This is a genomic window from Clostridium sp. FP1 (genome assembly GCF_011065975.2).
Classification (GTDB): domain Bacteria; phylum Bacillota; class Clostridia; order Clostridiales; family Clostridiaceae; genus Clostridium_AD; species Clostridium_AD tagluense.
In genome coordinates this window covers 3,420,886-3,439,192 of record NZ_JAAMNJ020000001.1, presented here as the reverse complement: position 1 = coordinate 3,439,192, position 18,307 = coordinate 3,420,886, and the positions used below count along the sequence as shown (strand labels likewise).

The following is an 18,307-nucleotide window of genomic DNA, read 5'->3' as shown; positions in this document are numbered from 1 at the left end:
TCAAGAAGATGATTAAGTGGTATAATTATGAAAAAGATAAAGATTATTTAAATATTATATAATTATATTTGCAAATATCATTAAGTTTTGATAAAATAACATTGTTCCACTGTAATGTTTACATTTACTGAGATTATAAGAAAAATTTTAAAGCGATTTTTACATAGGGAAATTTGAATTATAAACGGGTCAAATTTAAATTTACTGGGATAAAAAGATTTCTACAATATAATTGTAGAAATTGGTATTAATATATCTAATAAGGTTATAATATAATGGGTTAATTGAATTAACAATGAATTTTGGAGGGATACTTAATGATTTCAGCAGGAGATATAAGAAAAGGAACTACATTTGATGAAGGTGGACAAGTTTACACAGTAATAGAATTTTTACATGTAAAACCTGGTAAAGGGGCCGCTTTTGTTAGAACTAAGTTAAGAAATGTTATTAACCAAGGGGTTACAGAAAAAACCTTTAATCCAACTACAAAACTACAAGAAGCGGTTATAGAAAGAAAAGAAATGCAGTACTTATATGCAGCAGATGGATTATACTACTTTATGGATCAAGAAACATATGAACAAATACCACTTAACTACGAAAAAGTTGAAGATGCCATAAGATACTTAAAAGAAAACATGTTTGCTGTAATAAAATTTTATAAGAATGAGGCTTTCTCAGTGGAAGCTCCAAATTTTGTAGAACTAGTTATAACAGCTACTGAACCAGGTGTTCGCGGTAATACGTCTTCAAGTGTAACAAAACCAGCTACTGTAGAAACAGGAGCAATAATTCAAGTTCCAATGTTCGTTAATGAAGGCGAAACTATAAGAATAGATACCAGAAATGGTGACTATATGCTAAGAGTATAAGCTATAGATTATATATTTAAAAAGAGCCAATTTGGTTCTTTTTTTTTATTCTTTTTTGAAGACTTATCACATATATTATGTAAAATGAATGGTTCAAGCTAATAATTTTTAGACTTATATGGAATATTTTACAGTAACCTATAATAGAAATTATATATGAGAGGGTGATAAAAATTTTAGTTACAAAAGATTTATTTGAAATATTACCTATGACTATTAGAAGTAAATTAGAACAGGTTAATAAAATACAGGAACTTGAAGAGCTTAGGATAAAAGTAAACAAGCCTATACTTACACATGTTGGTAATAAAGAAGAAATTTGGAATTATATTGCAACGGCTGAAGATATTAAATATATAATGCAGAGAATAAGCAATTACTCAATATATGCTTTTGAAGACGAAATCAGGCAAGGATATATAACTATAAAAGGTGGACATAGAGTTGGACTATGTGGAATTTGTGTTATTGAGAATAATAGCATAAAAACTATTAAAGATATATCATCTATAAACATAAGAGCGTGTAAAGAAATTATTGGTTGTGCGGGCATCGTAATGCCTTATATTACGTGTAATAATTCAGTACACAATACAATTATTATATCTCCTCCTAAATGTGGAAAAACAACTTTACTTAGAGATATTACGAGGCATATATCCCAGGGGGATAAAAATAAAAATTTTAATGGTAAAAATGTTTCTATAATTGATGAGAGGTCTGAAATAGCAGGTTCGTTTAAAGGCATACCACAAATGGATGTGGGCATTCGAACGGATGTACTAGATAATTGTCCCAAGAGCCAAGGGATTATGATGGCAATTAGAAGTATGTCACCTGATGTTATTGTATGTGATGAAATTGGTACTCAAAATGATATGGAAAGCATTTTAATGGCATTAAATTCTGGTATTAGTTTAATTACAACTATTCATGGCTTTGGAATTGAAGACCTGTATAAAAGATTGGTTTTTAAAGATATCATGGAAAATTACGTATTTTCAAGAGGCATAGTGCTTTCTAACAAAAAAGGTATTGGGACAATAGAATGCATTTATGATTTTACTAAAGGTGCAGATATATGGAGGTCATAATATGATTAAAATAATTGCATGTGTTGTGATTGTAACTGCTTCAACTATAGCTGGTTTTATATATAGTGAAAGGTTAAAGTATAGGGTTTTTCAACTAAATGAAGTTCAAAGAGCGATATATCAACTACAAAATGAAATAACTTATGTACATGCTCTTTTGCCGGATGCATTTAAAAGTGTAGCACAAAAAAGCAAAGAGCCAATAGGGGAGCTTTTTAATAAAACCAGTGAATTATTATCAGGCAATAACTATGAAAATGTTTATGAGGCAATGAACAGTGCCATGAATTCAGTAAAAAGTAGAATATATCTAAACTCTGATGATATAAATGTTATTTTGGATTTATCTAAAACTTTGGGAGAGTCTGATATTGAAGGTCAAATCAATATATTTTCATTGACCCTTGCAAATTTAAAAAAACAAATTAAAATATCAGAAGATTTTATGAATAAAAATATAAGAATGTATAGATATTTAGGTTTTTCTTTTGGGGCGATGATTGTAATAGTATTAATATAGGGGGGAGGTTTTCTAAGTGTTAGATGTTAGTTTGCTGTTTAAAATAGGGGCAACAGGTATTCTCATAATTATTATTGACAAGATTTTAAAAAGTGGGGGAAAGGAAGATATTGCTGTAGTTGCAAATTTAGCCGGAGTAATAATAATTCTTATTATGGTGATAAATCTAGTAAGCAAACTATTTACTTCTGTAAAAACTTTGTTTCAGTTTTAGCACAAGAGGAGGGCATTATGGAAATAATTAAAGTTGTTGCATTTGCTTTCATGGCTTTATTTATTGTGCTTATATTTAAAGACAAAAGGGATGATTTAGCTATTCAAGTTAGTATTGCAGCAGGAATATTAATTTTTTTGTTTATGATAAACAAACTTACAATAATAATGAGTTTTTTGCAAACATTAGCAAATAGGGCCAATATTGATGTTGTATATTTAAACACAGTTTTCAAAATACTTGGCATTGCATATTTAGCATCTTTTTGCAGTGAGATTTGTAGGGATGCTGGTGAAAATAGCATCGGGGCAAAAGTTGAATTTGCCGGGAAAATATTGATATTAGTTTTGGCAATACCTATCTTAATGGCAATAATGCAATCTATTCTAAAAATAATGTAGAGGTATAATATGAAAAAAATATTGATGATTTTATTACTTTTAATATGTTTACCTATTAGTGTACATGCTACCGAAGTAGGCAAAATTGGAGAAAAACAGCAAAAAGAAATAAGCAATTTATATGATTACATTACTAATATAAAAACAAAGTATGAGATATTTAATGATATGGAGCCAAAAGCGTTTGTAGATGGATTTATGAAAACTGGCGAAAATGGATTTAGTTTTAAAAATATCTCTAATTATCTTATTAAATTCACATTTAAAGAAATATGTGCGTCATTGCAACTAATTGGTAGTCTTTTAATTATTGCTATTGTGTGCGCCCTACTTCACAATCTACAAAGTGCTTTTAGTAGTGAAAATTTATCAAGCATTGCTTATTTTGCCTGTTATGGTGTAATGATAATTCTAATAACTAAAAGCTTTTATATAGGAGTAGAGCTTGCTAAAAGCACAATTATTAATATGGCGGATTTTATGGCAGCGCTTATGCCAGTACTAATGATGCTACTAGCTAGTGTGGGAGGATTTACCGAAGCTACACTGCTGGACCCTGTAATAATGGGTTTTGCTACTGTAAGTTCTAGAGTTTATGTGGATATTCTCATTCCTATAATATTTATGAGCTTTGTACTACAATTTGTTAACAATATATCTAGTGATTTTAAAATTAATAATTTAACAAAACTTTTAAAACAAGTTGCTATATGGGTTCAGGGAATAGTAATGACAGTCTTCATTGGGGTAATTACCTTAAGAAGTATAGCAGCAAAAACTATAGATCAAGTTACTATAAAAACAGCAAAATTTGCAGTAGATAATTTTATACCTGTAGTTGGGAAATGTTTATCTGATGCAATTTCTACAGTAGCTGGATACTCACTTCTTTTAAAAAATGCCATAAGTGGGTTAGGCCTTATTATTATTTTAGTAATAGTTTTATTGCCTATTATAAAACTGTTAATTATGGCTTTTCTATATAAAGTTACAGCTGCAATAATTGAACCAATAAGTGATAGTCGCACAGTAGATTGTATAAATTCAGTAGGGGATTCTATTATTCTTTTAATGTCCTGCGTAATATCTGTAAGTGTAATGTTTTTCATAATGGTGGCAATAATAGCTTCCACTGGAAAAGGGATAATGATGGGTTGAAACAAATAAGCTCTAAACTTATAAAAAAGGGGGTGGTGCTAATTTGATTGAAGCATTAAAAGTCTGGGTAATCAACATCACTATTGCTATATTTTTCATTACAGCAGTGGAGATGATTTTACCAGATAATAACATGAAAAAATATGCTAAATTTGTATTAGGACTGATGCTAATTGTAGTAATTATAAACCCTATAATAAAGATTTTTAATAAGGACTTTAATTTTTATTCTTATACCAATAAAGCAACAAGTTACATGGAGTCAAGTACTGCAGTCACAGATATAAAAAAGTATAAAGATATTAACATGCTAAATACCACTGAAAATTTTAAAAAAAACTTAGAGAAGCAATGTATTATAAATTTAGAAGAATCTTATCCGGAAAATAAGTATAATGCCGATATAGATATTATCTATGATGATAAAAAGGCAGTATTCAATATTAATAAAATTGAAATTGGAATTGTAGATAAAGGGGTTAGAAATATTAGGAAAATAGAAATTAATGCTAAAAGTGTTAATGCGTCTAAAAGAGATATTTTAAAGGGGGAACAAGGGGACAAAATAAAGAGGCTCTTAAGTAGTAAATTTAAAATATCTGCGAGTATTGTTACTGTTTATAAATTAAACTCATAAAAAATGAGATTAACAATTAGTATATTGCATAAGGCTTATTAAGTTAGTATAGCATACTGATTATTTATCTATATGAGATTAAGATTAAAAATAAGAAAAAAGGGGGATTCCTATGAACAATGATGATTTGCTTAGTAAATTTACTAAGTATATTAAATCAAAATTAAATGGTGGTGATGACAAAAAGAAACTGGGTAATGGTAAAAAATCTGACAAGCTACTCGGAAACCTGGTATTAATGATCTTAGTGGCAGTTGTAATAGTCCTTGGGAGTAGTTTTTTTAAAAATAACAGTTCAACATCAGCTGCCTTAGAAGAGACGCAGAAGGATAAAATTATAAAAGAAACAAAGGTTTTAGGATTAAGTGATTATGAATCACAATTAGAAAATAAACTTAAATCAACACTTGAAGAAATTAGAGGAGTTGGAAAGGTACAGCTTATGATCTATTTTGAGAGTGGGGAGGAGAGTGTTCCTGCAGTAAACATAAATGATTCTGAAAGTCTTACAGTAGAAAATGATACTGGAGGAGGAAAAAGAAATATCACTCAAAAAAATGATGGAAGAACGGTTGTTATGTCCAATAACGGAAATACAAATGAACCGCTAATTGTAAAAAAATACAAGCCTATTATTACTGGTGTATGTGTGGTGGCAGAAGGATCAAATGAAAAAATAACTGAGCTTAGGATTAGACAGGCAGTAATTAATTTATTTAATTTGCCTGAAAATAAAGTTAATGTATATCCTATGAATAATTAGCATATAATTTCTTAGAAAGGTAGATGGGGGGAAATATTATGAATAAAAAACAATCAGGTATAATTGTTACGTTGGTAGTACTTATAATTTGTGCAGGGTATCTTGCAACAAAGGTAAATGGGCCATTATATGTAAATGATGGTGATTTTGGTGAGAAGAGTGCAATATCTTTAAAAGAAAACAAAAGTTCTTCAACCTTTTTTGCAGAAGCAAAATTATCAAGAAATCAAGAAAGTGCAAAAGCGCTTCAAGCAATTAAATTAATAATCGATGACGCTAATACTCCAAAAGAAGAAAAGAAAAAGGCTGCTGATGAATATTTAGATGTATCAACTACTACGCAGAAAGAATCAGACGTGGAACTTGCACTAAAAGCTAAAGGGTTTGAGGAAGCACTTTGCAGTATAGTTGATGACAAGGTGGAAATATTTGTTAAAAGTTCCAAGAAAGAACTTTCAAAAGAAGAGCTTCGAGGTATTCAAGATGTTGTAATGAGTAAAACAAAATTAGAGAATATCGATGTTAAGGTAAAAGAATAATAATTGTAAATCAAATATTTATCTGCTATAATAAATATAGCATTATCATGTTTTACCTAAGCTAAACAAGGGGGTACTAATATGGAAGATAATATTTTAAATGAAACGGAAATGGGTACTGTTAAGATATCTGAGGATGTAGTTAGTGTTATAGCGGGACTCGCTGTTGCTGAAATACAGGGAATTGTGGGAATGAGTGCTAGTCTCGTTGGTGGAATAACTCAAATATTAAGTGGTAAGAAAAATTTATCTAAAGGCGTTAAAGTCAATGTTGGAGAAAATAGTGCAGTAATTGATTTACACGTTGTAGTTGAATATGGGGTTAAAATTCCAGAAGTAACTGAGAAAGCGCAAATAAATGTAAAAAAATCTGTAGAGCTAATGACTGGACTTACAGTTTCAGCAGTAAATGTGTATGTACAAAATGTTGTACTACCTAAAACAGAAAAGGTAGAGGAAATAGAAGCATAGGAATAAACACCCTCTCTAATCAGAGGGTGTTTATACGTTAAAAATATATGAATTTGGACATAATTATAATTAAAACAAATTTTATATTTTTATGATGTTTATTATTATATTTGATAGAAAAACTAGGAGGATTACTAATGAATAGAAGAAAGTCAAGAGAAGTAGCAATGAGATTACTTTTTGAAATGTCAATAAATAAAGAGAGCTATGAGGAGATAATTGAAAACTTCAAAGAGTATACAGATGAGGATTTAAAAGAGGTTGATATGTCATATATTACAAGGGTACTCGCGGGAATTCATGAATATGGTGTGGAAATTGATAAAAATATTGAAAAGCATTTAATTAAGTGGAAATTGGATAGACTATCAAAAATGAACCTAGCCATTTTAAGAATTAGTACATATGAAATACTATTCGAGGAAGAGATACCGAGTGTAGTTTCTGTAAATGAGGGAATAGAACTTGCTAAGAAATATGGGGAAGATGCTTCTCCTGCTTTTATAAATGGTATTTTAGCAAAAATGATCTAAAATGTTAGAGCCTTTTATGCTATTTTTAAATAGACTAGTCACTATACTAGTCTATTTTATTACTTTAAAAGAGGAAATTTGAAATTATAAGAGAAGTCTATTGTAGTAATTAATATTTTAAAACCAATAAGGAGAGGATAATATGGGAATTAAAGTTAATGGTAAAATAATAGTTGAAAACTACAGAAATGAAATTAAGGCAGTTATAAGCCAAGGGACTTCGAAGGGACTAAGAGTGCCTTCAATTAAAACAATTTTAGTTGGTGATGATGGTGGCTCATTGTCATACGTAAAAAGTCAGAATAACCTCTGCGATAAATTAGGTGTTTCATATAGTTGTACTCATTTAGATAAAGACGTGGATGAAAGAGATATTATAGAGCTTATAGAAAAATTTAATGAAGATAGTAGTGTAGACGGTATAATACTTCAATTGCCATTACCAAAAAAATATAATGAGAAAGAAATTACTTCTAAAATTTCATATAAAAAAGATATTGATGGATTAACCGATAAGAATATGGGCAGATTTTATAAGGGAGAGAATTGTTTTATTCCTTGTACTGCTTTAGGGGTAATTGAAATGATTAAAAATACTGGATGCGTTATTAAAGGAAAGCATGCTGTTGTTTTAGGTAGAAGTAATATTGTAGGAAAACCAGCAGCACAATTACTACTTAATGAAGATGCAACAGTAACTATATGTCACTCTAAAACACTAAATTTAAAAGAAATTTGTAAAACAGCAGACATAATAGTTGCGGCTATTGGTAAACCAGGGTTTGTTACAAGTGATTTTATTAAAGAGGGAGCAGTAGTTATAGATGTTGGTACTACAATGATAAATGATAAAATTGCAGGGGATGTAAATTTTTACGATGTTATTAATCATGCAAGCTATGTTACACCTGTGCCAGGTGGAACGGGCCTCATGACTACCACGATGCTTATTAAAAATGCTTGCGAAGCCTGGAGGAATAATGTTTATTAAAGTAATAACAGTAACCGCCCTTAATGGATACATTAAAAAAATAGTAGATAGTGATTTTATATTAAACAATGCGAGTGTTAAAGGCGAGCTATCTAATGTAAAATTGCATTCTAGTGGGCATATATATTTTTCATTAAAAGATGCATTTGGGAAGATAAATTGTGTAATGTTTAAATCTCAAACACATAAACTTAAAATTACCCCTAGAGATGGTATGAATGTTATTGTTCGTGGGAAGGTTTCAGTTTATGAACGAGATGGGGCATATCAAATTTATTGTGAGTCTATAGAGCCAGACGGTGAAGGGCAGTTATATTTAGCTTTTCAAAATCTAAAGGAAAAGTTAGAAAAACAAGGAGTATTTGAAAGTACTCATAAGAAAAATATACCCTTATTTCCTGCTAAAATAGGAATAATTACATCAGAAACAGGGGCTGCGATTAAGGACATTATTAATGTTGCTACAAGACGTAACGCTTTGGTTAACATTTTAATATATCCAGCCCTAGTTCAAGGTGTAAGCGCAAGCGCGGACATTGAAGGTGGCATAAAATATTTTAATAGCACAAAAAATGTTGATTTAATTATTATTGCAAGAGGAGGAGGCTCTATAGAGGAATTATGGGCATTCAATGAAGAAAACTTAGCTTACGCAATTTATAATTCTAAAATACCTATAATTACTGGAATTGGCCATGAAACAGACTTTACTATAGCAGATTTCGCATCTGACTATAGAGCACCGACTCCATCAGCCGCAGCGGAAATTGCTGTGAAGAATTTAAAAGATTTAAATAATGAAATTAAAGCACTTAGAGAATTATTACTGAGATCTGTGGAATCTAAGCTCACTAAGGAATACAATAAAGTTAATTTACTAAATAAATCACTAAAAATAAATAACCCTTTAAATTATATAGTTAATCAATATATTCATATAGATAATTTAAAAGAAAACCTAAGCTATAAATTTAATGTTGTGATTTCATTAGAAAAGCAGAAACTTTCCAAGTTCAATGCTCTTTTGCAGGCACATAACCCTTTGAATGTATTAAATAAGGGCTATGCACTATTGCAAAATGATGAAAATAAAGTTATTAGTGAAATTAGCAATTTGAAAAATATAAAACAGGTTAAAATTACATTAAAAGATGGTAGCGCTGAATTTAAAATAAGCGATTTGGAGATGATTTAATGGCAAAGAAAAAAGAATCCTATGAAAATATGATGTTAAGACTTGAAGAAATTGTAGATACCATGGATGGCAATGAAATTACATTAGAGCAAACCATGACTATTTACGAAGAAGGTACAAAAATTTGCAACAGTTTATATAAAATTTTAAATGATACAGAAGGTAAAATAAAAATACTAACAGCCGAAGGTGAAAAAGATTTTATGGTAATACCTGAAGTGGTTAAATAGAAGACTTTCCTTCTAAAATGTCCTTAAAAATCAATTTAGGTGCATGTAAATAAACAACAAGTCAAAATAGATTAGTATAGGTGCTTGTTATTTATTTTAATGTGCCTTGAACTATATTATTTTTAAAATTTGTAAAGAAAAGAAGGGATAAAATGAATACAAAAGCCGTTAAGGATACATTAGAACAGTGGATAAGCGATTATTTTGATAATAAGCCTGAAGTTGATAATAGAAATTTTGAAGCAATGATTTATAGTATAAAGGTTGGTGGTAAGAGAGTTAGGCCGATTTTAATGCTTCTTACATATGATATGTACAAGAGTGATTATAGAGACATAATGCCGTTTGCAGCAGCTCTTGAGATGATTCATACATATTCTCTTATTCATGATGATCTGCCTAGCATGGACAATGATGATTTGCGTAGAGGAAAGCCCACAAATCACAAAATTTATGGGGAGGCAATAGCTATCCTTGCAGGAGATGGATTATTAAATGAGGCCATGATAATAATGCTAAATCAATGTTTAGATGGAGATTTAAACAAAATTAAAGCAAGCGCTGTTATAGCAACTGCTTCTGGATCTCAAGGAATGATAGCTGGGCAAATTTGCGATATTTTAAGTGAAGGCATCACAATATCCGAGGAAGAGCTTCTTTATATGCATAGAAATAAAACTGGTCAACTAATTAAAGCGGCAATAGTGAGTGGTGCAATCCTTGCAAATGCATCGGTGGAAGATTTAGAGGATTTAAGTGACTACGGTGAAAAATTGGGCCTGGCTTTTCAAATAAAAGATGATATATTGGATGTAATTGGTGACGTTGATATTCTGGGTAAAAATATAAAAGGTGATGAATGCAATAATAAAACAACTTTTATAACCATGTATGGCTTAGAAAAATGCAAGGAAAAGTGTAATGCTTTAACTCAGGAATGTTTCCAAATATTAAAGAAACTTGAGGTAAATACAAAATATCTAGAAGAAATTACAGAATTTTTATTGGAAAGGGAATTTTAAAAATCGGTATATTGCTATTAATGAGAACATTCTAAAATTACGCTAAATTGCTTATATAAGTGGAAATAGCTTTTGAATTAAATATTATTATATGATATAATGTCCCCATAAATGCGGTCAAAATAAAGTCAATGCCTTATTAGTTTTTGGTACATTTCAATCAATAGGTTATTATAATATAGGTGCATTGATTTTATTTTTGGGGATTTTTTAATATTATAATTAATAAAGAAGGTAGAGAAATATGAGTAGAATTTTAGATAATTTTAATGATATAAATGCAGTGAAAAAAATGTCTATAGAAGAATTAAATGTTTTTGCAGTAGAAATTAGAAATTTTCTCATTGAAAAAGTTTCTAAAACTGGAGGGCATTTAGCTTCAAATTTAGGTATAGTAGAATTAACTCTAAGTTTATACAATGTATTTGATTTAGATAGTGATAAAATAATATGGGATGTAGGGCATCAATCTTATGTACATAAAATTCTTACAGGGAGAAAAGATAAATTTGATACACTTAGAAATTTTGAAGGACTCAGTGGATTTCCTAAAAGAGAAGAAAGTAAATATGATAGCTTTGAATCAGGGCATAGTAGCACTTCTATTTCTGCTGGCCTTGGTATGGCAAGGGCTAGAGATCTGCAAGGTAAAGATTACGATGTCGTTTCAGTAATAGGTGATGGTGCACTTACAGGCGGCATGGCGTTGGAAGCTTTAAATGATGTAGGCTTTAGGAAAACTAAAATGATTATTGTACTCAATGATAATCAAATGTCTATTTCTAAAAATGTTGGAGGAATATCTAAGTACCTAAGCGGATTTAGAATTGATCCAACTTATAATAGAATAAAAAAAGAAATAAATTCTACCCTTAGAAGAATTCCTAGTGTAGGCAATGGTATGGCCAAATCAATTCATAAAATTAAAGATGGAATTAAACAGGTTGTTGTTCCAGGGATGTTATTTGAACATATGGGTATAAAATATTTAGGACCTATAGATGGACATGATATTAAAGAAGTAAGTAAGGTTTTAAAGCTAGCTAAAAATATAGAGGGACCAGTAATTATTCATGTTATAACTAAAAAAGGAAAGGGTTATAAATTTGCTGAAAACCAGCCAGGTAAATATCATAGCGTAGGCCCATTTAACCCCTTAATTGGAGAGTTGAGTGGTGGTTCTAAGGAAAGTTACTCTGATGGATTTGGGGAGCAAATTGTAAGCCTTGCAAAGGAAAACAAAAATATAGTGGCAATAACAGCTGCTATGCCTGAAGGTACTGGGCTAGAGAAGTTCTCAAAACAGTTTCCTAATAGATTTTTTGATGTAGGGATTGCTGAGCAACATGCAGTTACTATGGCGGCAGGAATGGCATCACAAGGTTTAAAACCTGTTTTTGCAGTTTACTCCACTTTTCTGCAGAGGGCCTATGACCAAATTGTACATGATGTATGCATTCAAAAGCTACCTGTTATTTTTGCCATAGATAGAGCTGGCATAGTTGGCCAAGACGGAGAAACACACCAAGGCATATTTGATTTATCCTACTTATCTCATATTCCTAATATGACAATTATGGCTCCAAAATGTATCAGTGAACTTAAGTCGATGCTCGCTTTTGCAGTTAAACAAGATTATCCAATTGCTATAAGATATCCTAGGGGAGGAGACAATCCAAATATTAGCATGTCTTCTATTCAAAATTTTAAAAGAGGGAAATGGGAGATTCTTTTCCAAGGTGGTAAAATAGCCTTAGTAGCTACAGGCAAAATGGTCCAAAATGCTGTTTTAGTTAGAGAAAAACTGAAAGACATGGGAGTAGAAGTTACAGTAATTAATGCTTGCTTTATTAAGCCCATTGATGAAGCACTAATTTCAGAGTTAGTCCATAAAAAATATTCAATAGTAACTATAGAAGATAATATTGTACATGGAGGATTAGGTTCCTTAGTACTAGAATATGTAAACACACTTGAGGAGAAAACAAAGGTTATTAATTTAGGGTTTAAAGATGAATTTATTCCTCATGGAACAGTTGATATACTATATAGATTATATAAACTAGACGCTTCTGGAATTTTCCAAAGCATTCTAAAGTTAATTTAAATAATCCACTTTAGTGGATTTATAAGGAGTTTTTCATGATAGAAAATAAAGAGAGATTAGATGTTCTTGTAGTCCAAAGGGGAATTTTGTTTTCTAGAGAAAGAGCAAAGGAAAATATTATTGCGGGTAATATATTTGTGGATGGAATCATAACTCGCAAATACGGAAAAAAAATAGATTTATCATCCAAGATTGAATTTATTGGAGAAGATATTCCTTATGTAAGCCGAGGGGGATTAAAACTTAAAAAGGCTATAGACTCCTTTCACATTCACCTTAAAGATAAAGTATGCCTGGACATAGGAGCATCCACAGGAGGGTTTACAGACTGCATGCTTTTGCATGGGGCATGCAGAGTATACTCTATAGATGTTGGAACCGACCAATTAGATGATAAGCTGCGATGCGACGCGCGAGTAGTGTCAATGGAAAATACAAACATAAGGTATTTAAGCCTGGATAGTATAGGGGAACTTGCCGACTTTGCAAGTATAGATGTGTCGTTTATATCGCTGGAAAAAGTTATTCCAAATTTGCTGGGTCTATTAAAAAATAATGCAAGTGTTGTAGCATTATTAAAGCCACAATTTGAAGTAGGCCTAGGCAAAGTTAATAAAAAAGGTGTAGTTAAAAAACAGAGTGAACATATAGAGGTAATAACTAGAGTAATAAACTTTTTGAAATGTCTCAATGTAAATGTTATCAACATTGATTACTCATCAATAAAAGGACCTAATGGTAATATTGAATATTTAATATATTTTACAAAATCTAAAGATCACTATGTGAATTTTGTGATGGAAAATATAGAGCTATTAGTTAGTAATGCCCATAAGAATCTAAATTAGTGTCAGGGCAAGCAAAAATTAATAGTCCATATTTGCTATAGAGAAGGGCAAGGAGGAACTATGAAAAGCATTGGCATTAATATAAATACCACAAAGGATAAAGATGGCAAAATAATTAAACATGTAAAAAATATTATTAGCAAATATATTGATGAAACTAATATATTCATGTTTAAAGATTCAATTGGCCTTGAAAATATAAAACATAACGATTTAGATATTATTATAGCCTTAGGTGGAGATGGAACTATTTTAAGAACATCAAGAAATCTAAATAACTATAATATTCCAATACTCGGGGTGAATATAGGCAATTTGGGCTTTCTTTCCAGTGTGGAGCTCCTAGAATTTGAAAAGGCCATGAAAAGATTTATTGAAGATGATTATTATGTAGAAGATAGAATGATTCTTAATTGTAAATTACCTGGTAGAAAAAGACATGAAGAGTATACTGCTTTAAATGATATAGTAGTATCAAAGGGAACACTAGCAAGAGTTGTTAAATATGAACTTTACATAGATAATAAATTCTATATTGATTTTACAGGAGATGGACTTATAATTGCTACACCAACAGGATCTACAGCATATTCATTATCTGCTGGTGGGCCTATAATTTATCCGAATCTAGATGTTATAGCTGTAACACCTATTTGCCCATTGTCACTATCTATGAGAACTATAGTGCTGGACTGTAAAAGTGAAATAGCTATAAATATAAAATGTGAACATGAAAGCATATTTTTGACACTAGATGGACAACGCGCAATAAAGTTAAATAATTATGAGAAAATATTAGTAAGTGTTTCAAATAAAAAATGTAGATTGGTTAAATTTAATGATTATAATTATTTTGAAATCTTAAGAAAAAAAATAATTTCTAGAACTACAGATTGTGAAGGGGATAAAAATGAAGATTGCACGTCATGCGAAAATAATTGAAATCATTCAGGTAAAAGAAGTTGAAACACAAGAGCAGTTAGCAGAAGAACTAAGAAGTAAAGGTTTTGATATTACTCAAGCAACAGTATCAAGAGACATAAAAGAACTAAAATTAATTAAGGTTATGAATTCACATGGAACTCACAAATATGCTACTATTTCTCCAGAGGATAGTTTCTTATCAAATAAATTGGTCAACATTTTTTGTCAAACCGTGATATATGTTGACAATGTAGATAAATTTATAGTACTTAAAACTATATCTGGAGCGGCTCCTGCTGCTGCTGAAGCTTTAGATTCTTTGAAATTCAATGGTATTGTAGGAACTTTAGCTGGGGATAACACTGTTTTTATTTTAGCTAGAAATGAAGAAGATACTAAAGTAATAGTTCAAAAAATCAAAAAAATGATTAACGTATAGGAGGAATTAGTATGCTCCTACAATTAAATATTATAAATTTTGCTCTAATTGAAAATTTAAGTATTAATTTTGAAGGGGGATTTAACGTGTTTTCTGGTGAAACAGGAGCAGGAAAATCAATTTTGATTGATGCTATAAATTATGTGTTAGGTGGGAAATTTAATAAAAGCACAATTAGGACAGGGGAAGACAAAACTTATGTTGAAGCCATATTTACCATCGATAATAAGAATAACAAAAATGCACTAGATGAGATGGAAATTGATTATGAAGACATGGTAATTGTAAGTCGCGAAACATTTCAATCTGGAAAAAGTATTGCTAAAGTTAATGGTAAATCATTGCTACTATCAAAGATTAAATATATTAGTAAGACCTTGCTTGATATTCATGGTCAACATGATAATCATAATTTATTAGATAGTGCTAATCATATATTTTATGTAGATTCCTTTGGAGATGATAAGATTAATGTGGTTCTTTCAAGATATAATGAGAAATATGCAAGGCTCACCCAGATTAAAAACAAGATTCACAAACTTGAAGGAAATGAAGGAGACCGTGCAAAGCGAATTGATTTCTTAAATTACCAAATAGAAGAAATTAAAAGTGTTAATATAAAAATTGGTGAAGATACAGAACTTTTAGAAAAGTATGCAATTCTTAGTAATGCAGAAAAATTGGAAAAACATCTATCAAAAAGTTATGGATTGTTATATATTAACGATGAGGAAAGTACTTCTGTTTTTTACAATTTAGCTATAGCTATTAAGGAACTCCGAACTATAGAAAAACATATGGAAAAGATAAAAACAATTACAGACTCAATAGAAGAAAGCTACTATAATATAGAAGAAAATATTGCAGACCTTCGAAACTTAAAAGAGACAATTTACTATGATGAAAAAGAATTGGAATATTTAAATAGCAGAATAAACCAAATTAATATTTGCAAGAGGAAATATGGACCCACTATTGAAGAAATTTATGAATATAAAGAAAAAATTGAAGCTGAATATGAAGAATTAACTAATAGTGATGAAATAATTACTCGTCTTCAAAAAGAAAAAGCAGATTACGAGCGTGGAATGAGAATTTTAGGCAGTGAAATTCATGAAATTAGATGTGATATTTCAAAAGATCTCCAAGATAAAATAAAAGATGAATTAAATTATATTGGACTTGAAAAAAGCAAATTCTACATAGAAGTAAAATTAGAAAATGAATTTTATGAAAATGGATGTGATAGGGTTCAATTTTGTATATCTACAAACCCGGGAGAACCACTTAGCCCACTTGTGGATATTGTGTCTGGAGGAGAGTTATCACGTATAATGCTTGCACTGAAAACAGTATTCGTTGATAAGGATGAAATACCTACTGTTATATTTGATGAAATAGATACTGGTATTAGTGGTAGAATTGCACAATGTGTGGCAGAAAAAATGTATTTAATATCTAAAAACCATCAAATTTTTTGCGTAACTCATTTGCCACAAATAGCTAGTATGGCGGATACAAATTATTTAATATCTAAAAATGTTAAAAATGATAAAACTTATACTAATATTATAAAAATGAATGATGATGAAAAACAACAGGAAATAGCTAGAATGATAGGTGGTACCGAGGTTACAAAATTAACTTTAGAAAATTCTAAAGAAATGATAAATATGGCGAAAAAACAAAAGTTACTTTAGTTTTTGTTTTTATAAAATAATATAGTAATAAAAATACCTTTATAGGAAAAAATAAAGTTATCAATGAAAAATTTCATTGATAACTTTATTTTTTTATGACTTTATTATTTTGAAAATATAGTAAATAAAAAAATAATATTGATATATCTATAATAACAAATTTTAAGCTATATAATTTATAAAAAAATGTGAAAATAATTGAAATACTGAACAATTTTTTTAATTTATGATAATTTAGTTTTCAATCTATGTCTTTAACTATTATTGAATTAATGTTATAGCATAATGTAAAGAATTCGAGGGTAACTTAAAGTCATAACTATAAGAAGGAGGTAAAGCACATGAAGAAAAGATTAAATTTAATATGCTGGATTATGACGCCTATAGTAATTATTGCTTTAAATTTATATTTTAAAACTCAAAATAATATCGCTCCTATATTTAACATACCCATGAAAAGTTTATATTCTAGTCAAATTCCAAAGGTTAATGGAGGCAAAGACAATATTTTTACCAATTCCTATGTAACTGAGAAAAGCAAAAATCGAGATTTAAATCCTTCAAAGCTTATAGAAACCAAATCTACTTTTGTGCAGGAAAATGAAGAAATCATGGTTTATCCAGGAGGACAACCAATTGGTGTCAAATTGAATATTAAAGGTGTCTTAGTAGTAGCTTTATCTGATATTGATAGCAGTAATGGCAAAATAGCAAGTCCAGCGGCAACTTCAGGTGTGCAAATAGGAGATAGTATAATAAAAATAAATGATATTGAAATAACTCATGCAGAAGATGTAACAAGATTTGTAAATAGGGAAGAAAATTCAGAAATCACTCTTAAAGTACAGCGAAAAAATAATGCAAATGCTTTTGAAATTAAGGTTAAACCTGCAGTTGATTCTAAAGATGGGAAAAGAAAAATAGGACTATGGGTAAGGGATTCAACAGCCGGCGTTGGAACATTAACTTTATATGATGATAAAACTAAAAAATTTGCAGCGCTTGGACACCCTATTACAGATGCAGATACTGGAACAATACTAAGTGTCAGTAATGGTGTAATTGTATCATCTAATATTGCATCTATAAAAAAAGGAACAAAGGGAAATCCAGGAGAATTGAGAGGGGTTTTTATAGATGAAAATAAAATTAAAGGGCAAATAATAAATAATACAGAATGTGGAATATTTGGAAATGGAACCAAAAGCCTTATAAATAGTAAATTTAATAAGCCTATGAAAATAGGTCTAAGAAATGAAATTAAAGAAGGGAAAGCTGAAATTCTAACCACTATAAACGGTAGTGAACCTGAATTGTTCCAAATAGAAATTCAGAAATTATTACCTCAAAATACATCGGGATCTAAAAGCATGATTATTAAAATTACAGATCCTAGGCTTCTAGAAAAAACTGGAGGTATAGTGCAAGGTATGAGCGGCAGTCCAATAATTCAAAGCAATAAAATTATTGGAGCGGTTACCCATGTTTTAATTAATAAGCCTGATATGGGATATGGGATATATATAGAGTGGATGCTTAAAGATGCAGGTATATTATCAAAATAACTAGCAATTTTAAAAAAAAAGAGGTAAAATAGAGATTAACAGGTAAAGGATAGCAAATGCTATCTTTTATTTTATGAATAA

The 18,307-nt window shown here is 30.0% G+C and carries 21 protein-coding genes; all 21 read left to right on the top strand.

Annotation, left to right across the window (positions count from 1 at the left end; translation table 11 throughout):
- Positions 1-317: 317 nt before the first annotated feature.
- The 21 genes from efp to spoIVB all read left to right on the top strand — a co-directional run bounded on the left by efp (position 318) and on the right by spoIVB (position 18,226).
- A complete protein-coding gene (efp, locus tag G9F70_RS16815) occupies positions 318-875 on the top strand; it encodes an elongation factor P (RefSeq protein ID WP_164944276.1) in 558 nt (185 codons plus the stop codon).
- Between the two features lie 173 nt (positions 876-1,048).
- Positions 1,049-1,969 carry a stage III sporulation protein AA gene (gene spoIIIAA / locus G9F70_RS16810; RefSeq protein ID WP_411956022.1) on the top strand — a complete coding sequence of 307 codons (921 nt, stop codon included), beginning with the start codon at positions 1,049-1,051 and terminating at the stop codon, positions 1,967-1,969.
- Position 1,970: 1 nt separating this feature from the next.
- Positions 1,971-2,489 carry a stage III sporulation protein SpoIIIAB gene (gene spoIIIAB / locus G9F70_RS16805; RefSeq protein ID WP_164944275.1) on the top strand — a complete coding sequence of 173 codons (519 nt, stop codon included), beginning with the start codon at positions 1,971-1,973 and terminating at the stop codon, positions 2,487-2,489.
- Positions 2,490-2,505: 16 nt separating this feature from the next.
- Positions 2,506-2,703, top strand: coding sequence for a stage III sporulation protein AC (gene spoIIIAC / locus G9F70_RS16800; RefSeq protein WP_124998874.1), 198 nt, complete (start codon positions 2,506-2,508; stop codon positions 2,701-2,703).
- A 17-nt stretch (positions 2,704-2,720) separates the two neighbouring features.
- The gene (gene spoIIIAD / locus G9F70_RS16795) at positions 2,721-3,104 is read left to right on the top strand and encodes a stage III sporulation protein AD (RefSeq protein ID WP_124998876.1); all 384 of its coding nucleotides are present in this window, start codon (positions 2,721-2,723) and stop codon (positions 3,102-3,104) included.
- 9 nt (positions 3,105-3,113) lie between these two features.
- The gene (gene spoIIIAE, locus G9F70_RS16790; protein WP_164944274.1) at positions 3,114-4,262 is read left to right on the top strand and encodes a stage III sporulation protein AE; all 1,149 of its coding nucleotides are present in this window, start codon (positions 3,114-3,116) and stop codon (positions 4,260-4,262) included.
- Between the two features lie 43 nt (positions 4,263-4,305).
- Positions 4,306-4,899, top strand: coding sequence for a stage III sporulation protein AF (gene spoIIIAF / locus G9F70_RS16785; protein WP_164944273.1), 594 nt, complete (start codon positions 4,306-4,308; stop codon positions 4,897-4,899).
- A 112-nt stretch (positions 4,900-5,011) separates the two neighbouring features.
- Positions 5,012-5,662: a stage III sporulation protein AG gene (gene spoIIIAG, locus G9F70_RS16780; protein ID WP_164944272.1), complete on the top strand. Its 651-nt coding sequence runs from the start codon at positions 5,012-5,014 to the stop codon at positions 5,660-5,662.
- A gap of 38 nt (positions 5,663-5,700) precedes the next feature.
- Positions 5,701-6,201: a SpoIIIAH-like family protein gene (locus tag G9F70_RS16775; protein ID WP_164944271.1), complete on the top strand. Its 501-nt coding sequence runs from the start codon at positions 5,701-5,703 to the stop codon at positions 6,199-6,201.
- Between the two features lie 81 nt (positions 6,202-6,282).
- Positions 6,283-6,672 (top strand): Asp23/Gls24 family envelope stress response protein, encoded by a 390-nt coding sequence (locus G9F70_RS16770; RefSeq protein WP_164944270.1) that lies wholly within the window; start codon positions 6,283-6,285, stop codon positions 6,670-6,672.
- Between the two features lie 137 nt (positions 6,673-6,809).
- Positions 6,810-7,205, top strand: coding sequence for a transcription antitermination factor NusB (nusB, locus tag G9F70_RS16765; protein WP_164944269.1), 396 nt, complete (start codon positions 6,810-6,812; stop codon positions 7,203-7,205).
- Positions 7,206-7,347: 142 nt separating this feature from the next.
- The gene (locus G9F70_RS16760; protein ID WP_164944268.1) at positions 7,348-8,196 is read left to right on the top strand and encodes a bifunctional 5,10-methylenetetrahydrofolate dehydrogenase/5,10-methenyltetrahydrofolate cyclohydrolase; all 849 of its coding nucleotides are present in this window, start codon (positions 7,348-7,350) and stop codon (positions 8,194-8,196) included.
- Positions 8,186-9,391, top strand: coding sequence for an exodeoxyribonuclease VII large subunit (gene xseA / locus G9F70_RS16755; protein WP_164944267.1), 1,206 nt, complete (start codon positions 8,186-8,188; stop codon positions 9,389-9,391). The genes G9F70_RS16760 and xseA overlap by 11 nt, the downstream gene beginning before the upstream one ends.
- Positions 9,391-9,621, top strand: a complete 231-nt coding sequence (locus tag G9F70_RS16750) for an exodeoxyribonuclease VII small subunit (protein WP_164944266.1) — start codon at positions 9,391-9,393, stop codon at positions 9,619-9,621. Before xseA ends, G9F70_RS16750 begins: the two co-directional genes overlap by 1 nt.
- Positions 9,622-9,773: 152 nt before the next feature.
- Entirely contained in the window at positions 9,774-10,643 is an 870-nt protein-coding gene (locus G9F70_RS16745) for a polyprenyl synthetase family protein (protein ID WP_164944265.1), read from the top strand.
- Positions 10,644-10,887: 244 nt separating this feature from the next.
- Positions 10,888-12,750, top strand: coding sequence for a 1-deoxy-D-xylulose-5-phosphate synthase (gene dxs / locus G9F70_RS16740; protein WP_164944264.1), 1,863 nt, complete (start codon positions 10,888-10,890; stop codon positions 12,748-12,750).
- Between the two features lie 35 nt (positions 12,751-12,785).
- On the top strand, positions 12,786-13,598 hold the full coding sequence (locus G9F70_RS16735; RefSeq protein WP_164944263.1) for a TlyA family RNA methyltransferase: 813 nt from the start codon (positions 12,786-12,788) through the stop codon (positions 13,596-13,598).
- Between the two features lie 60 nt (positions 13,599-13,658).
- Complete coding sequence (locus tag G9F70_RS16730; RefSeq protein ID WP_164944262.1) at positions 13,659-14,540, top strand: NAD(+)/NADH kinase; 882 nt, start codon at positions 13,659-13,661, stop codon at positions 14,538-14,540.
- The gene (locus G9F70_RS16725) at positions 14,509-14,961 is read left to right on the top strand and encodes an arginine repressor (protein WP_164944261.1); all 453 of its coding nucleotides are present in this window, start codon (positions 14,509-14,511) and stop codon (positions 14,959-14,961) included. Before G9F70_RS16730 ends, G9F70_RS16725 begins: the two co-directional genes overlap by 32 nt.
- Before the next feature lie 11 nt (positions 14,962-14,972).
- The gene (recN, locus tag G9F70_RS16720) at positions 14,973-16,661 is read left to right on the top strand and encodes a DNA repair protein RecN (protein ID WP_164944260.1); all 1,689 of its coding nucleotides are present in this window, start codon (positions 14,973-14,975) and stop codon (positions 16,659-16,661) included.
- Positions 16,662-17,002: 341 nt separating this feature from the next.
- Positions 17,003-18,226, top strand: a complete 1,224-nt coding sequence (spoIVB, locus tag G9F70_RS16715) for a SpoIVB peptidase (RefSeq protein WP_164944259.1) — start codon at positions 17,003-17,005, stop codon at positions 18,224-18,226.
- Positions 18,227-18,307 lie beyond the last annotated feature (81 nt).

Excerpts from the sequence above, each read along its gene's own strand:
- efp (WP_164944276.1), top strand. The coding sequence starts at position 318 with ATGATTTCAGCAGGAGATATAAGAAAAGGAACTACATTTGATGAAGGT.
- G9F70_RS16760 (WP_164944268.1), top strand. The coding sequence starts at position 7,348 with ATGGGAATTAAAGTTAATGGTAAAATAATAGTTGAAAACTACAGAAAT.
- spoIIIAD (WP_124998876.1), top strand. The coding sequence starts at position 2,721 with ATGGAAATAATTAAAGTTGTTGCATTTGCTTTCATGGCTTTATTTATT.
- G9F70_RS16775 (WP_164944271.1), top strand. The coding sequence starts at position 5,701 with ATGAATAAAAAACAATCAGGTATAATTGTTACGTTGGTAGTACTTATA.
- nusB (WP_164944269.1), top strand. The coding sequence starts at position 6,810 with ATGAATAGAAGAAAGTCAAGAGAAGTAGCAATGAGATTACTTTTTGAA.
- xseA (WP_164944267.1), top strand. The coding sequence starts at position 8,186 with ATGTTTATTAAAGTAATAACAGTAACCGCCCTTAATGGATACATTAAA.
- G9F70_RS16725 (WP_164944261.1), top strand. The coding sequence starts at position 14,509 with ATGAAGATTGCACGTCATGCGAAAATAATTGAAATCATTCAGGTAAAA.
- spoIIIAB (WP_164944275.1), top strand. The coding sequence starts at position 1,971 with ATGATTAAAATAATTGCATGTGTTGTGATTGTAACTGCTTCAACTATA.
- recN (WP_164944260.1), top strand. The coding sequence starts at position 14,973 with ATGCTCCTACAATTAAATATTATAAATTTTGCTCTAATTGAAAATTTA.
- G9F70_RS16750 (WP_164944266.1), top strand. The coding sequence starts at position 9,391 with ATGGCAAAGAAAAAAGAATCCTATGAAAATATGATGTTAAGACTTGAA.
- G9F70_RS16770 (WP_164944270.1), top strand. The coding sequence starts at position 6,283 with ATGGAAGATAATATTTTAAATGAAACGGAAATGGGTACTGTTAAGATA.
- G9F70_RS16745 (WP_164944265.1), top strand. The coding sequence starts at position 9,774 with ATGAATACAAAAGCCGTTAAGGATACATTAGAACAGTGGATAAGCGAT.
- spoIVB (WP_164944259.1), top strand. The coding sequence starts at position 17,003 with ATGAAGAAAAGATTAAATTTAATATGCTGGATTATGACGCCTATAGTA.
- G9F70_RS16730 (WP_164944262.1), top strand. The coding sequence starts at position 13,659 with ATGAAAAGCATTGGCATTAATATAAATACCACAAAGGATAAAGATGGC.
- dxs (WP_164944264.1), top strand. The coding sequence starts at position 10,888 with ATGAGTAGAATTTTAGATAATTTTAATGATATAAATGCAGTGAAAAAA.
- G9F70_RS16735 (WP_164944263.1), top strand. The coding sequence starts at position 12,786 with ATGATAGAAAATAAAGAGAGATTAGATGTTCTTGTAGTCCAAAGGGGA.
- spoIIIAE (WP_164944274.1), top strand. The coding sequence starts at position 3,114 with ATGAAAAAAATATTGATGATTTTATTACTTTTAATATGTTTACCTATT.
- spoIIIAG (WP_164944272.1), top strand. The coding sequence starts at position 5,012 with ATGAACAATGATGATTTGCTTAGTAAATTTACTAAGTATATTAAATCA.